Annotated in this window: 13 protein-coding genes; 10 read left to right on the top strand and 3 right to left on the bottom strand. The window is 46.6% G+C overall.

Features of this window, described 5'->3' with window-relative positions:
- Positions 1–77 precede the first annotated feature (77 nt).
- Entirely contained in the window at positions 78–1,172 is a 1,095-nt protein-coding gene (rlmN, locus tag AC4E8D_RS30890) for a dual-specificity RNA methyltransferase RlmN (RefSeq protein ID WP_221820042.1), read from the top strand.
- Positions 1,173–1,343: 171 nt separating this feature from the next.
- On the opposite strand, the gene AC4E8D_RS30885 is transcribed toward rlmN, so the two are convergent.
- Positions 1,344–1,784 (bottom strand): GNAT family N-acetyltransferase, encoded by a 441-nt coding sequence (locus AC4E8D_RS30885; protein WP_221820041.1) that lies wholly within the window; start codon positions 1,782–1,784, stop codon positions 1,344–1,346.
- Positions 1,785–1,969: 185 nt separating this feature from the next.
- On the opposite strand from AC4E8D_RS30885, the gene AC4E8D_RS30880 reads away from it, so the two are divergent.
- The 5 genes from AC4E8D_RS30880 to AC4E8D_RS30860 all read left to right on the top strand — a co-directional run bounded on the left by AC4E8D_RS30880 (position 1,970) and on the right by AC4E8D_RS30860 (position 6,961).
- Positions 1,970–2,410, top strand: a complete 441-nt coding sequence (locus AC4E8D_RS30880; protein ID WP_260632681.1) for a MarR family winged helix-turn-helix transcriptional regulator — start codon at positions 1,970–1,972, stop codon at positions 2,408–2,410.
- A 101-nt stretch (positions 2,411–2,511) separates the two neighbouring features.
- Positions 2,512–3,621: a glycosyl hydrolase family 8 gene (locus tag AC4E8D_RS30875; protein ID WP_221820034.1), complete on the top strand. Its 1,110-nt coding sequence runs from the start codon at positions 2,512–2,514 to the stop codon at positions 3,619–3,621.
- 129 nt (positions 3,622–3,750) lie between these two features.
- A complete protein-coding gene (locus AC4E8D_RS30870) occupies positions 3,751–4,626 on the top strand; it encodes a diguanylate cyclase domain-containing protein (protein ID WP_221820032.1) in 876 nt (291 codons plus the stop codon).
- 155 nt (positions 4,627–4,781) lie between these two features.
- Positions 4,782–6,077, top strand: coding sequence for a glycosyltransferase family 2 protein (locus AC4E8D_RS30865; RefSeq protein WP_221820027.1), 1,296 nt, complete (start codon positions 4,782–4,784; stop codon positions 6,075–6,077).
- 155 nt (positions 6,078–6,232) lie between these two features.
- The gene (locus tag AC4E8D_RS30860) at positions 6,233–6,961 is read left to right on the top strand and encodes a class I SAM-dependent methyltransferase (protein WP_221820024.1); all 729 of its coding nucleotides are present in this window, start codon (positions 6,233–6,235) and stop codon (positions 6,959–6,961) included.
- Between the two features lie 199 nt (positions 6,962–7,160).
- On the opposite strand, the gene AC4E8D_RS30855 is transcribed toward AC4E8D_RS30860, so the two are convergent.
- Both AC4E8D_RS30855 and AC4E8D_RS30850 read right to left on the bottom strand, forming a co-directional pair.
- Positions 7,161–7,943: an ABC transporter ATP-binding protein gene (locus AC4E8D_RS30855; RefSeq protein WP_339306198.1), complete on the bottom strand. Its 783-nt coding sequence runs from the start codon at positions 7,941–7,943 to the stop codon at positions 7,161–7,163.
- Between the two features lie 78 nt (positions 7,944–8,021).
- The gene (locus AC4E8D_RS30850) at positions 8,022–9,245 is read right to left on the bottom strand and encodes an MFS transporter (RefSeq protein WP_221820020.1); all 1,224 of its coding nucleotides are present in this window, start codon (positions 9,243–9,245) and stop codon (positions 8,022–8,024) included.
- A 117-nt stretch (positions 9,246–9,362) separates the two neighbouring features.
- Here AC4E8D_RS30850 and AC4E8D_RS30845 point away from each other — a divergent pair, with 117 nt between their 5' ends.
- The 4 genes from AC4E8D_RS30845 to AC4E8D_RS30830 all read left to right on the top strand — a co-directional run bounded on the left by AC4E8D_RS30845 (position 9,363) and on the right by AC4E8D_RS30830 (position 14,015).
- Positions 9,363–10,166, top strand: a complete 804-nt coding sequence (locus tag AC4E8D_RS30845) for an AraC family transcriptional regulator (protein WP_221820018.1) — start codon at positions 9,363–9,365, stop codon at positions 10,164–10,166.
- A 368-nt stretch (positions 10,167–10,534) separates the two neighbouring features.
- Positions 10,535–11,440, top strand: a complete 906-nt coding sequence (locus tag AC4E8D_RS30840; protein WP_221820283.1) for an ABC transporter permease — start codon at positions 10,535–10,537, stop codon at positions 11,438–11,440.
- Positions 11,441–11,469: 29 nt separating this feature from the next.
- On the top strand, positions 11,470–12,351 hold the full coding sequence (locus tag AC4E8D_RS30835) for a carbohydrate ABC transporter permease (protein ID WP_036612222.1): 882 nt from the start codon (positions 11,470–11,472) through the stop codon (positions 12,349–12,351).
- 68 nt (positions 12,352–12,419) lie between these two features.
- Complete coding sequence (locus tag AC4E8D_RS30830) at positions 12,420–14,015, top strand: extracellular solute-binding protein (protein WP_449003657.1); 1,596 nt, start codon at positions 12,420–12,422, stop codon at positions 14,013–14,015.
- Positions 14,016–14,023: the final 8 nt, after the last annotated feature.

Genomic DNA, 14,023 nt, shown 5'->3' with positions numbered 1-14,023 from the left:
TTTGGGACAATACGGAGTAGAGGTTTTTTGGGTAGGACCGATAAGCCATAGCTTTTTAGCGAAAAGAGGATTATACAATGAACAAGTCATCCATATATGGATTAACATTAGAGCAATTACGTTCCTGGCTGCCGGAGCATGGGCAGAAGAAATCCCGTGCATCCCGGATCTGGGAATGGTTATATCAAGAGCGTGTACATGATTTTCCTGCGATGTCTGATGTCCGTCAGGAATGTCTGGATGTACTCTCCGAGCATTTCACAATGAACTCTCTGAGCGAACATGTGAAGCAGGAATCAGCAGATGGTACCGTGAAATTTCTGCTTCGGATGCAGGATGGCAACCTGATTGAGACGGTATTGATGCGGCAAAAATACGGGCTTACCGTTTGTGTGACCACACAAGTGGGCTGTAATATTGGTTGTAGCTTCTGTGCGAGCGGTCTGATCAAGAAGAGCCGAGACCTGACCGCTGGAGAGATTGTGGAACAGATTATGCATGTGCAGCGACATCTGGATGCAGCGGGTCAAGACGAACGGGTAACCAACGTGGTTGTGATGGGTATTGGTGAACCATTTGATAACTTCCAGCACATGAGTGATTTCATCGAGGTCATTAAAGATCGCAAAGGACTGGCACTTGCCGCCAAACGGATTACTGTATCCACGAGTGGCCTTCCGGACAAAATCAAGGAATTTGCGGACAGCAGTCTGCAGGTTAATCTGGCGATCTCTCTGCATGCACCGAATAATGAACTGCGCACACACATCATGAAGATCAACCGGGCTTTCCCGATTGAGCAATTGATGGATGCGGTGGATTATTATTTGGCTACAACGAACAAACGTATCATGTTTGAGTACATCCTGCTGCGTGATGTTAACGATCAACGTGAGCATGCCGCGGAGTTGGCTGAACTGTTGTCCAGTCGCAGAAGTATGGTCAGTGTGAATCTGATCCCATACAACCCGGTGGATGAGCACAGTCAGTATCAACGGAGTACAGAAGAATCGATTCTGGGCTTCTATGATACACTCAAAAAGAACAACATCAACTCGACTGTACGTATGGAACACGGTACCGATATCGATGCCGCCTGCGGACAGTTGCGTAGTAAACAAATGAAGAACAACGCTGCCGAATCCGAGCCAGACCGTCTGGCAATGGGGTAAGGCACAGCACGGAGCTGGCAAGTAAGTAGAATGCATGGTTATTATAATCAGTGCCTATACTTTGTACGTGCCATTTACCGTTGTTGAGTCACTCATGAATGCGTTGCTTGAATGCAAAACGCCTCTGAATATCACTGAGAAGTGATAACGGAGGCGTTTTTTGGAATGTCATTATTTCAGTTTTTTGGTCATGAGCAGATGGGGAATGCCGTCTTCCATAAATACTTCCGACGCGGGTGCATATCCAAGACGTTCGTAGAACCCGGAAGCTTGTACCTGTGCGTGCAGCTTGGCTTTCTCAAGACCTTCAGCAACAGCCATCTGCTCCAGCTTGTCGATCAGCACACGGCCCAGGCCGTGTTTACGGTAATCGAGCATGACACAGATCCGTTCCAATTTGGCGACCTGTTCCACAATGCGCAGTCTGGAGGAAGCAGCAGGTACTCCGTCTACGTAGAGCAGAATGTGGCGCGCCTCCGCGTCTAATGTATCATAAGCATCGAATTCATCCGCTGCGGGTACGCCTTGTTCTTCAACAAAAATAGCGGTGCGAATGGCGAAGCAGGCATCGAGCAATTCCTGATTATTAACTTCAACAATCGTTGTATTCATGAATGTTTCTCCTTTGGGTGATCGTAATGTTATCCTGACGTGATAAACTGGTACATAACAGGAATGTGGAACGAATCTCGTTCTTTTCAACAGTAGTTATACCATCAATTATGTTGCGATTGCAACAATTTTATAGGGGCGTGAGTGTGTTGACTGAGAAAAAAGAAGTGCTGCGTGAAATTGGTATGATTGCCCGCTGTCTGGATTCAATCAGTAACGTCGAGTTTCAGCATCTGAACCTGTCCCGTGGACAATATCTATATCTGTATCGAATCTGTGAGAATCCGGGCATTATTCCGAATCAGCTTGCTGAACTGATCAAAGTGGATCGCACGACGGCGGCCAGAGCTATTAGCAAACTCGAATCCGATGGATTCATTATTAAACAGCCAGCAATGGGTAATAAGAAGAATAAAGTGTTATATCCCACTGAAGCTGGGCTTGAAGCATGGGAATTCATTCGTAAAGAGGGCTTGCATTCGGATCAGGTGACTCTGGATGGTCTGACGGAGGAAGAGATCGAGACAGCGGTCATGCTTCTCCGTCGAATGCGCCATAATATCGAGGTGGACTGGAAATTTGTCAAAAAGGGTGGACGACGATCCTACATGGATATTTCGGAATGAACAGAGGAACGATCCTTGACCCCTCCATCCCAGACTCTAGCCGAACCTATCCAAAGGAGAAGAGCCATTATGACAGAGCAGCATCAGTACAGGAGGGAGTCATGAAACGGCTATACCGGAAAAGGCTAACGTGGTGGATCATATTGGCAGTCAGTATCACGGCAGCATTAATTATTTTTGAGAAGGAGCGGTTCGTGATGAATGAATCATCCCCTACGGTATCCTTTGTTCAAGATCATATGACTAATCCCAATGGTACAATTGCGACTTATTTGCAAGATGCTACCTCAGAGAGAGCGGACATCGTAGCAGGCAGAGAGGCTTTATCTGAATCACTTGGTCTTTGGATGCAATATGCTGTAGCCAAGAATGATCAGGTGTTATTCGAGGAAAGCTATGACCTGCTGACCACCTATTTCCTCATGCCGCAAAAATATATAGCTTGGAAGCTGGATGCCGAAGGTGAATCTCAAGTGACTACCAACGCGCTTGGCGATGATTTTCGAATTGTCGGTGCTTTATTAAAGGCAGCAGATCAATGGAAACAAGGAAGAGAAGCCAAGCTGGAAACGGCTTCGGAAATATCCCGTACACTTTCGCAATCGGTTCGGAATAAAGGATATTATGTGGATTTTCACGATTTTGCGAGTGGTCACTCCACAGATACATTAAGCCTGGTTTATGTTGATCTCCCGTCTCTTCAATTGATGGAAAAACATCAGATGGTGGAACCGGGAACCTATGCTAAGTACGAAGCTTTGCTGAAGAAGATGCCTGACGATGGATTGTTCTATCCGAAGACCTTCGATGTGGTCCATAAAAAATATACGTATGATGATACGGTGAATCTGATCGACCAGTTGATTGTGGCGAATCATCTAACCGTGACCGACCGCAAACCGGACAAGCTCATTTCTTTTTTGAAAAAGGAGTTCAACACCCGGCATCAGCTGCCCGGACAGTATAAGCGAGAATCACGTACACCTGCCGTCTCTTATGAATCTTCCTCGGTATATGGCCTCGCCATCTTACTCGCTGTTCGTTCAGGTGATCCAAAATGGGCCAAACAGTTGTATAACCATATGACTACGTTGCGTGGTAAGGACACTCGTTATCCAGGTGGATATGTATTTGACGGTAACACACATCTGTTTGATAATCTTTTTCCTTTATTGGGAGAAGTCAATTTACAGAAAAATATTAAAAAGTAAGGATTTTGTCATTTAATGAATTCTGCAATGTGTTAGCATATCTTTGTCTAAACATGTCATAAATTGTTGCAATATATAAAGAAATGAGTTTGAACAAGAGTTCTATAAATTCAACGGAGAGAAGGAACTATGAGGAATAAAGCACCTACCCGCCGTATTGCGTGGGGATATGCCCTTTTAATTGGACTCGCCCTCATGCAGCAACTGATGATTTATCTTAAAGTGTACATGGATCAGAGCTACACTACAGGGGATATGATTTTTAGTATCATGTCGCTGGGTGCTTTGGTTTTCGGTCTTTTTCTGCCTGTTGGTGTATCCGTCGTGGCGGGGTTTGTATATCTGGTTTCTTATTTTGTGTGGCTTGTTACTTATGCTGATGCAAATGTGCTTGTATTCTCCTGGTGGTTGCTCATCCCTGCCAACGTTGCCGTGGCTGCGTTCATCAAGGTAAGTCTGCTGCGCAGTGCGCGTGTAGTGGAACGTCTTCAGGATATGCAGGATCGTAACCCGGAAATCGATCTGGATACCACGCTTGGTAATAAGGGAGCTCTGGCAGATACGTTAATCAAACACAGTAACCTTGCTCGTCGGTACTCCGAAAAGTATGGATTCAGCATTGCCATGTTCAAGATTGAATTCTTGCCACTGGTGATGGAATCCCTTGGTTCTGTCCGGTATGCACAATTCCTGCTTGAAATCTCGGGTACGATCCAGAAGCAGATTCGATATGAGGATTATAAATTTTTCGTGGATCGTGGGCGTTTTGTCATCATATGTCCAATGGTGAATGTGGAATACCTACCACTTCTTACACAGCGGATCAAAAAAGCCATCATGGATCTTCATATTATTGATAAAAAGGGAAATGAACTACAGACGGTGATACGCTCTGGTGCTCTGGTATTCCAAAAGGAGCAATTCAGCAAGTACGAGGACATTGACGCGGTTATTGCTGCCCTTGAACGAAACACAGAGACCGATCTCATCGGAGAATATATATAACGGGAAGGAGAGAGGCGCTGTGGACTATATGTCCTGGTTCATCCCGATCTGTATCGCCGTCAGTTCTTTATTTGCGGTATTCACGATTTGGTTAACAATTGCAACCCTTCGCTTTCGGTCGAAAGTTATTCGCAAGTATGATCGGAGGAAAGTAAGTGGCTGATTTTATTTTAATATTATCCATATTTAGTATCTGGATTGCCGTATTCGAGTCAATTGTTATTATGGCAGGTGCGATTCGCTTTATTAATAAACAGGACAAAAAAGGGATTCAGATCCCTGAAAATATGGATCATTATCCAACAGTCACGGTCATGGTACCTGCGCATAACGAGGGTCTGGTCATTGTTGCGACGGTAGAGCATATTCTGCGCCTGAATTATCCGGAGGATAAAGTTCAGGTCATCGTGATCGCGGATAACTGTACAGATGATACCGCAGAGAAGCTGAGATCATTCCTCAGTCAGACCAGTTATATGCATCGTAATGTGACGGTAATGGAGCGAAAAGGAACCGGTGGCAAGTCCGGGGCATTAAATGACGGACTGGACATTGCCACGGGCGACTGGATCTGTATCTTCGATGCAGATGCCGCACCTGAACGGAATTCATTAATGTTTTTGACGCAAAAATCGCTTGAGAACCCTGAACAATATGGCGTGGTTTTTGGCAGAAACAAAGCACGCAACAGAGGACAGAATTTCCTCTCCAAATGCATTAATCTGGAGATCATCACTTCGCAACGTGTGTATCACACGGGTCTGTGGGAATTGTTTCAGCTGGGTTCCATCCCGGGAACGAATTACATTATCAAAACCGACTTGATCCGGGAGATTGGCGGCTGGGATGTGACAGCCATTACAGAAGATACGGCGCTATCATTCGAGATTTTGAATCGCGGACAGTTTGTGGCGCTTGCGCCGCAAGCGGAAGCTTATCAGCAGGAGCCGGAACAGCTTAGTGTATACATGAAGCAGCGCGAACGCTGGGCCAAGGGGAACTACCAAGTGGTACTGGATAATATTCATAACCTGTTTAACCGTTCCAGTTGGCGTAATAAGTTGCTTGTCATCTATTATGCCGTCAGTTATTTCTGGTTTATGCTTGCGATCATTGTATCGGATATTATATTTCTCGTGAATCTGGTTTATCGGGTCATTGCCATATTTAAACCAGAGGTAAGTTCACCGTTCCAGTTTGCCGGCGATGCGTATGTGTTCCTGGTCATTGGTTGGGCACTTATGTACTTTATTTACGTGTTACAGATCAATCTGGCACTTGCCGCAGATATTGGACAGAGCAATACTCGTAATTTCATCTATGCCTGCGTATCCTATTTCACGTATGCACAGCTGTTCATCCTGATCTCGATCAAGGCTTTCTACTCCTTGATCATGGACAAGATTCGGAAACGCGAAAGCAAATGGTACAAAACAGAACGTTTTGGCTAAGCGGCGTAAATGTTATAAGTGTAAGGCAGAAAGGCTGTTTGCTGGATAACTCCAGACAACAGCCTTTTTTTGTTATAGTCAGAGACATCCATATTCTGTATACTCTTACAGGCTGTAAATAGAAAGCATGCTTATCCGAAATGGAGGGTCACAGAATGAAGGGCAGAGGATCGGATTTTTACGATAATGAGGCGAATTTCGAAAAGTACATGGAACGTCGCAAGTGGCAGGAGAACGCCAATGATACATTGGAGAAGCCGGTGATGCTGGAGTTGATCGGAGACGTTGCTGGCAAGAATATTCTGGACCTTGGTTGTGGAGATGCAAGGTTCGCGGCAGAATTGCTCAGTATGGAGAGTGAAGGTGCGACGTATACGGGAATTGAAGGTTCTGTGAATATGATTCAGGCAGCTAACGAGTCAGTAAATGGATTGAATGCCCGGATTGAGCAAGCGTTCATGGAAGACTGGACCTATCCGGCGGGAGCGTACGATCTGGTTATATCAAGACTGGCTGTTCACTATATTGAAGATCTGGAGAGCCTGTTCCGCAACATATACAATACGTTGAAAGAGAACGGGGCATTTGTATTCTCGGTAGAACATCCTGTGATCACGTCTACACTGCAACCCTCCGGGACTCGAACGGATTGGGTGGTTGATCAGTATTTTGTGGAAGGATATCGGGAGCAGCAGTGGCTGGGCGGTTCTGTGAAAAAGATGCATCGTTCCATTGAATCATACTATATGGCGTTGCAGCGGGCAGGATTTCATGTAGAACATTTACGAGAGTCAGCACCACAGCGTGCCTATTTTGTAAACGAGGAAACCTATCTACGCAGGCAGCGTATTCCATTGTTTCTGTTTCTAGGTGCCCGGAAATAGGATAGTGGTAAAACGTATAGATAAATAGATGAACCGTAAAGTTATACTCATAAATTAGAAAGTTCTACACAGAAAACGGTGGATAACACTAGATATAGCAGTAAAAGGCCCAAAATCTATCCACATGTGGATAAGATATTGGGCTTTTTACTGTTATGTTTCTACACCTATGTTACGTTTGCTGTGTATAACCCCGTAATTATGAATCCGCCGCAGCTCTGACATAGACACGTTCACCATGTCGATCCACTTCCACAGGTGCCTCGAAGAAGTTGCTCAGCACTTCTGTGTTCATCAAATCGCCAGTTAATCCGCTACTGACAACTTCACCTCGGCGCAGCAAAAGGCTGTGACTAAAGACGGACAATATTTCCTCCGTGTGATGGGTGACATAGATGAGCGAAGGGGTATCGGGTCGCTGGGACAATTCACGAATACTCTCCAGCAGTCGTTCTCTTGAGAACAGATCCAGTCCATTGCAAGGCTCGTCCAGAATAAGTACGCGTGGATTGGCCATAAGTGCTCGGGCAATGAGAAGTTTCTGTTTCTCCCCTTGAGAACAGGTACGATATTCGCGATCCCACAGGTGCTGACAGCCCAGCGTTTGCATCAATTCCTGTGCCTGTTCCAGATCATCATTCGACAGCTTGTCATACAAGCCAATGGTGGCATGTTTGCCGCTGATCACGACATACTGTGTGCGGTCTGTGCCATGCAATTTCTCTTGCAGAGATGAACTGACCCAGCCAATGGATTTGCGAAGCTGTCTCAGATCCACATCCCCATATTCATGGCCTAACACGGATATCTTGCCTTCGGTCGGCCAGAGATACCCGGTGATCATGTTCAGGAGTGTTGTTTTGCCGGAGCCATTCAGGCCAAGCAACGCCCAGTGTTCACCGTCATTAACCTGCCAGTTCACATCGTTCAGCAGGGTAAGGGGTCCCCTTTTCCAAGTAACATGCTGTACATCAATAATCATGCGTTATTCCTTCCTTCTGTTATCCTCGAGTGTCTTAGGTGTATTGTGGTCACAAAATCAGTGAGGTTTCAACGGTTATCACGCTGTTCTTGGTTGGTCCTTGCGCAGAAATACAGCACACACACCAAGCAGTGGCAAAAACGAACATAACTTGATAACAAACGCAATGCTGGTCACGTCAATTAAGGAACCTAACACAACCGAACCAAGTCCAGCCATGCCAAACGACAGGCCAAAAAACAATCCGGATACCGTTCCAATATGACGAGGAAGCAATTCCTGTGCATAGACAATGATGACGCTGAAGCCGGACATCAGGATTAGTCCAATCATTCCGCATAATACCATGGACAAGACGGGTCCTGCATAAGGTAACAGCAGGGAAAACGGTGCAGTGCCTGCAATGGAGAACCAGATCATCGGTTTGCGTCCGTAGCGGTCAGCGAGTGGGCCGCCGAGCAAGGTTCCGACCATACCTGCAAATTGCAAAATAAACAGACAGATCTGTGCCTGGGAGAGAGGTAAGTCATATGCATCGGCGTAATAGAAGGCGTAATACCCGGTCATGCCAGCAATATATACGAATTTGGAGAATAACAGCAGGATGAGAATTCCCATTGTAAAAGCGATGAATCCCCTGCTCACAGGCTGTGTCACTGGCTCTGCGCCGCTTGATTTTAGAGGGCGTTGCTGACGAATGCGAGTCTCGGCAAGCTTGTCTCTGTACCAACGACTGACAAAAGACTGAATAAAGATGCCGATCAGGGCAAAGCCCATCAGCCATAGAAAACTTCGCTGTCCATGTGGCAGCAGGATGAAGGCGACCAGTAATGGAGCAATAGCCTGTCCTGTGTTGCCTCCCACCTGGAAGATCGACTGCGCCATTCCGCGTCCTCGTCCGGCTGCCATATGGGCCACACGTGAGGATTCGGGATGGAGGATGGATGAGCCTATACCAATCAATGCTGCCGCAACAAGCAGCATCCATAACTCGGATGACAAGGCTAAGCCGAGAACACCGATCAGGGAGAATAACATGCCTCCGGGAAGCAGGATCGGCATGGGCTTGCGGTCTGACATATAACCGACCAGTGGCTGAAGGACTGATGCGGTAATATTCAGGGTGAAGGCAATCCAGCCCATCTGGGCGAAACTGAGCTGCATGGTCTGCTGGAATAGTGGGAAAGCAGACGGAACCACTGTCTGCATCGCATCATTCAGCAGATGGGCGAAGCTGACTCCGGCAAGTGCCCAATTGGCGGAGGAGTTGATTTGCATTTTGCTTAAAGTGGCCTGAGCCATGGGAGATCACCTCGAATTATTTTTTTCTATGATAAAAGATGGGGGAAGATCATGTCTTTGTGAAAAGTGCTTGGAAAGTGAGCACGATTTGCTATAATGTCAGCAGGTGAGCAAACGATGGAATTAAACATGACGCTAAATGGGTTGGAATTATGGAAAGCTACCGGAGGGTTTGCGAATGAGCCGCATGTACATGACGACTGGTATCAGCTAACGCTGCCGGTCAGAGGTCAATGTCATCTGGTACAGGAACGGCATGCATACCCGCTAAGAGCAGGCATAGGGATTATTGCTCATCCCCAGACTGAGCATTATTTTGAGATAGGGTCGGATTCGGCTGTCATTGTGATCAAGTTCCGTAAACCGCCATTAGGTAGTTTAGAAGGTGCGGAATTAAGTGGGGGACGAGCTGAGTTTCGACCTACCCAGACATTTGATCCTGCTGAGATCAGCAGTCTGTTTCGAGGCTGGAATTCCATTTTGTTAGATGATGTGCCCGAAATGCTGCAAGTGCAGGAAACAGAACTGGCGGTTGAAACGTATCTAAGGCGTATGTTGACGGGGCAGGAAAATGGAAAAAGGACTGTAAATCCCGGTACATTCATTGATCCTCATCTCCAACGAGTGCTGGATTACATTCACAGTGCCTACACAGGTCCAATGGATATTGATTCGATGGCGATGGTCGCGCATCAGAGCCGGTATCATTTTATGCGTTCTTTCAAGGCTATTACGGGAACAACACCGTATCAATATCTGCTGAATTTGCGCGTAGAAGAAGCGTCCAGGAGGCTCCGCCATACAACGGATTCAGTGACCACAATCAGTTATGAACTGGGATTTTCCAGCGTCAGTCAGTTTTACAGAGCCTTTCAGCGAGTGTATGTGATGACACCGATGGAATATCGGAATCACATTTAGATTTTAACGGGCAGTCTCGCGTATGCGAGACTGTATTTTAGTACGTTACAGCATGTCACTGATTTTTGTTGTTGCCAAACATTGAAGACTTTGCTAAGATGGGAAAAAGTTTATGTAAGCGTATACATTAGATTAAAATTACAACGTTGTAATTACAATTATGGCAAATGTTAAAAAGAAATAAATACGGTGTAAGGAGGACTATTTCAAATTAGTTATCTCGCTATTACGCAGAATGATATAGGTTGTTACAAATTGTGAATGAGATGAATAACAAATGCGTCAGTGGAATGACAGTTACTTTTTATTCAAAAATTCAAACGTTGTAATTATGTAGCGAAGGGGAGTGTTTCACGTTGAAAAAACGCATGTCCACGCTGTTCAGCCTGATCAGACGGGATAAGTATTTGCTACTGATGTTTTCGCCTATCTTTCTGTATTACCTCATCTTCATGTACCTTCCGATGCCTGGCGTGTTATTGGCATTTCGTAATTTCTTGCCGGGGCAGGGCATGCTCAGCGGGGAGTGGGTGGGGCTGCGCTGGTTCGAACAATTCGTGAATTCCATTTACTTCTGGCGACTGCTTCGTAACACATTTTTGCTCGCCTTCATGCCACTCCTGTTTGGTTTCTCCATTCCGATTTTATTCGCTGTCTGCATCGTGGAGATCAAGAACCGGACATTCAAGCGATTTGCCCAGACCGTTACGTACCTTCCTCACTTCATCTCCACTGTTGTTGTAGCTGGCATGATTATTAACTTCCTGTCACCAACAGACGGTATTGTGAACACCCTCATCGCGAGTCTTGGCATGGAAAAAGTGAACTTCATGATGGATGCGAGCTGGTTCCGTACCATCTTCACAAGTTCCGACATCTGGCAGAGCTTTGGCTTCAGCTCCATCATCTACATTGCAGCCATTATGGGGATCGACCCCGAGATGTATGATTCCGGCAAAATCGACGGCGTCAACAAATTCCAGGAGCTATGGCACCTGACCCTTCCCAGTATCAAACCAACCATTGTCATTCTTCTGCTTCTGTCGCTTGGCGGCATTATGAGTGTAGGTTTCGAGAAAGTATATCTGCTCTACAACGGAGCCACCTACGAAACAGCTGATGTCTTGTCTACCTATGTATACCGGATGGGGATTGAGGGACAGAATTACGGTTTTGCCACAGCAGTGGGTTTGTTCAACTCCATTATCACCTTTATCCTTGTTTTTGCAGCCAATTCCATGACCCGACGCCTGACCAAGATGTCACTCTGGTAAGACTATAACCCGGACCAAAGGAGACCTGTATGCAAAAATCGAGAAGTGACCGTTTGTTCTACGGATGTGTCTACCTGCTGACCATACTGGCGGTTGTTGTCACGTTGTATCCCTTTCTGTACGTCATTAGTATTTCATTCAGCTCAGTGGATGCCATCGACAAACAAAAAGTTGTATTGTGGCCCGTTGGATTTACCCTGTCAGGTTACCAAATGGTACTGCAATACAAGGAGTTGTGGGTTTCGTTCTATAACACCCTCTGGTACACCGTGGTAGGCACACTATTGAACATTGTGGCAACATGTCTTGCCGCGTTCCCATTATCCAGACAGCAGTTTTTCTTACGCCGCAAGCTGAATTTCTTCATCGCCTTTACCATGTATTTCTCGGGTGGACTCATTCCGGTCTACATGCTGATTACCTCGCTTGGGCTGTACAACACCCGCTGGGTTATGGTGCTGCCTGTGCTGGTGATTACGTTTAACGTCATGATCTGCCGCTCAGCGTTCGAAGGTATTCCGAATGAAATATTCGAAAGTGCCAGTATAGACGGGGCCAACGAGATGACGATGCTGTATCGTCTGGCGGTTCCCATCATCAAGCCAACACTGGCTGTGCTCACGCTGTACTATGCGGTATTCCACTGGAACAACTTTTTCACGGCCCTATTATATCTGGGCAAACAGGATATGCAACCCTTACAGATGTTCCTGCGAAGAGTGCTGATCATGGCTTCGCCGGAAGTGATGCAGAAGATGGGCGGTACGATGACATCCGGTGCGCTGGCGGTCTCTTCCCTTCAGGTTCGTTATGTATCCATTGTGGTCAGCATTCTGCCTATTGTTACGATCTACCCGTTTATCCAACGGTACTTCGTTAAGGGGATTACCCTCGGAGCCGTGAAAGGATAGCTTTACTTACTTAAGTGTCATGTCATTCAAGGGAGTTCAAAATGGTTCATACCAAGGAGGAATGATGGATGAGATTTAAAGGGGCAGGAAGAAAAAGTGTAATCGCAGCGATACTGGCAATCAGCCTGGTGGGATGTAGCGGTGGAACAGGGGCGGGAACCGATGCGGGGAGCACCCCGTCCAGTTCGGAGCCAGCCTTCAATTATACCGGAGCAGGGCCGGTGACGGATCAACCGGATGCCAAGTTGTCTATTCTCGGCACCAACGCTTGGACGACCAATGTGGACTTGTCCACCGCAGCCATCGTGAAGAAAATTGAGAGCAACGCTGGTGTGACGGTGGATTGGGATCTGATTCCGCCGCAGAACTATGCGGATGCCGTCAATCCGAGGCTGGCTGCTGGTACCGGCTTGCCCGATATCGTGTACCTGCCGGATCAGGATCAGCTGATGAAGTACATTAACAGCGGTCTATTCATTCCGATTAATGAACTGGTAGAGAAATACGGCGTGAATCTCAAAAAAATATATGAAAAGTCGCCTTCGGTCAAAGCCAGTTTAACAACGCCAGATGGTAAAATGTATTATATCCCGCAGCAGACGTTAACCCGCAACTACATGCCGGTATTTATGGTTAATGTGCGCTGGCTTGATAAGTTGGGATTAAGCGAGCCGACCACGCTGGATGAATTCACGGCGATGCTGCGCAAGTTCAAGACAGATGACCCGAACGGCAACGGAAAAGCCGATGAGATTCCACTGTCCATGGAAGCAAAATTTGTGTCCATGGCCTTTGGCCCGGCATTTGGACTTGATCTGTCCAATCAGTTTTATGCAGACGATCAGGGCAAGGTGCATTTCAGCTATTATGAGCCTGCCTACAAGGAGTACTTGACCTATCTGAACGGACTCTACAAGGAAGGTCTGCTTGGGGTGGATTATGCGAGTACAACGAGTGATCAGGTTACGTCGCGCATCTCTCAGGATGTGACGGGCGCAACGTTTAATTTTAGCTGGTATATGTCGATGGTCTACAGTCCGTTGTTCAAGGATTACAATCCGGAAGAGCCAATCATCAAAGGCATTTTACCACTGAAAGGACCGCATGGGGATCAGTTCTATGTAGGACGTACACCAGTGAGTGGCATCTTTGGCATTACACGCGATAGTAAAAATCCCGAACTTGCTTTCCGCTTCCTGGACTATGCCGTAAGTGAGGAAGCACAGACGTATTATACGTGGGGCATCAAGGATGACACGTATACGGAAGAGAATGGAGTGAAGACATTCACGGACAAAGGCAAGGACAATGAATACATTCAGAAGCTGGGCATTGGTCCGGTGAATCTGCCGAACATCCAATCCACCGATTCTGCTGATTCCGTCGTAGCCCCTTGGCATGCAAAAATGGATAAGGAACTGGAGCCGTATGTGCGCGAACCGTTCCCGTTTGTCTATGCCCTGCCGGATGAAGCGAGTGTGGAAAGCATGGCGATGCCTGACATCACCACATATGTGGAAGAGATGAACTTTAAGTTTATTAGCGGGGACGCCAGTCTGGGCCAGTTTGACAGTTATATTGAGACGTTGAAGAAGATGAATATAGAGCAGGTTATTGCGGGCAGACAGGCACAATATGATCGTTATAAGGCTGCACAGAAATAGAAAATTAG

The sequence above is a fragment of the Paenibacillus sp. SRL342 genome, assembly GCF_984798905.1.
This window is presented reverse-complemented; position numbering and strand designations above follow the sequence as displayed.

Coding starts and splice junctions, on each gene's coding strand:
- AC4E8D_RS30850 (WP_221820020.1), bottom strand. CDS start 9,245: ATGGCTCAGGCCACTTTAAGCAAAATGCAAATCAACTCCTCCGCCAAT.
- AC4E8D_RS30885 (WP_221820041.1), bottom strand. CDS start 1,784: ATGAATACAACGATTGTTGAAGTTAATAATCAGGAATTGCTCGATGCC.
- AC4E8D_RS30840 (WP_221820283.1), top strand. CDS start 10,535: ATGTCCACGCTGTTCAGCCTGATCAGACGGGATAAGTATTTGCTACTG.
- AC4E8D_RS30875 (WP_221820034.1), top strand. CDS start 2,512: ATGAAACGGCTATACCGGAAAAGGCTAACGTGGTGGATCATATTGGCA.
- AC4E8D_RS30830 (WP_449003657.1), top strand. CDS start 12,420: ATGAGATTTAAAGGGGCAGGAAGAAAAAGTGTAATCGCAGCGATACTG.
- AC4E8D_RS30855 (WP_339306198.1), bottom strand. CDS start 7,943: ATGATTATTGATGTACAGCATGTTACTTGGAAAAGGGGACCCCTTACC.
- AC4E8D_RS30835 (WP_036612222.1), top strand. CDS start 11,470: ATGCAAAAATCGAGAAGTGACCGTTTGTTCTACGGATGTGTCTACCTG.
- AC4E8D_RS30870 (WP_221820032.1), top strand. CDS start 3,751: ATGAGGAATAAAGCACCTACCCGCCGTATTGCGTGGGGATATGCCCTT.
- AC4E8D_RS30880 (WP_260632681.1), top strand. CDS start 1,970: ATGATTGCCCGCTGTCTGGATTCAATCAGTAACGTCGAGTTTCAGCAT.
- rlmN (WP_221820042.1), top strand. CDS start 78: ATGAACAAGTCATCCATATATGGATTAACATTAGAGCAATTACGTTCC.
- AC4E8D_RS30860 (WP_221820024.1), top strand. CDS start 6,233: ATGAAGGGCAGAGGATCGGATTTTTACGATAATGAGGCGAATTTCGAA.
- AC4E8D_RS30845 (WP_221820018.1), top strand. CDS start 9,363: ATGGAATTAAACATGACGCTAAATGGGTTGGAATTATGGAAAGCTACC.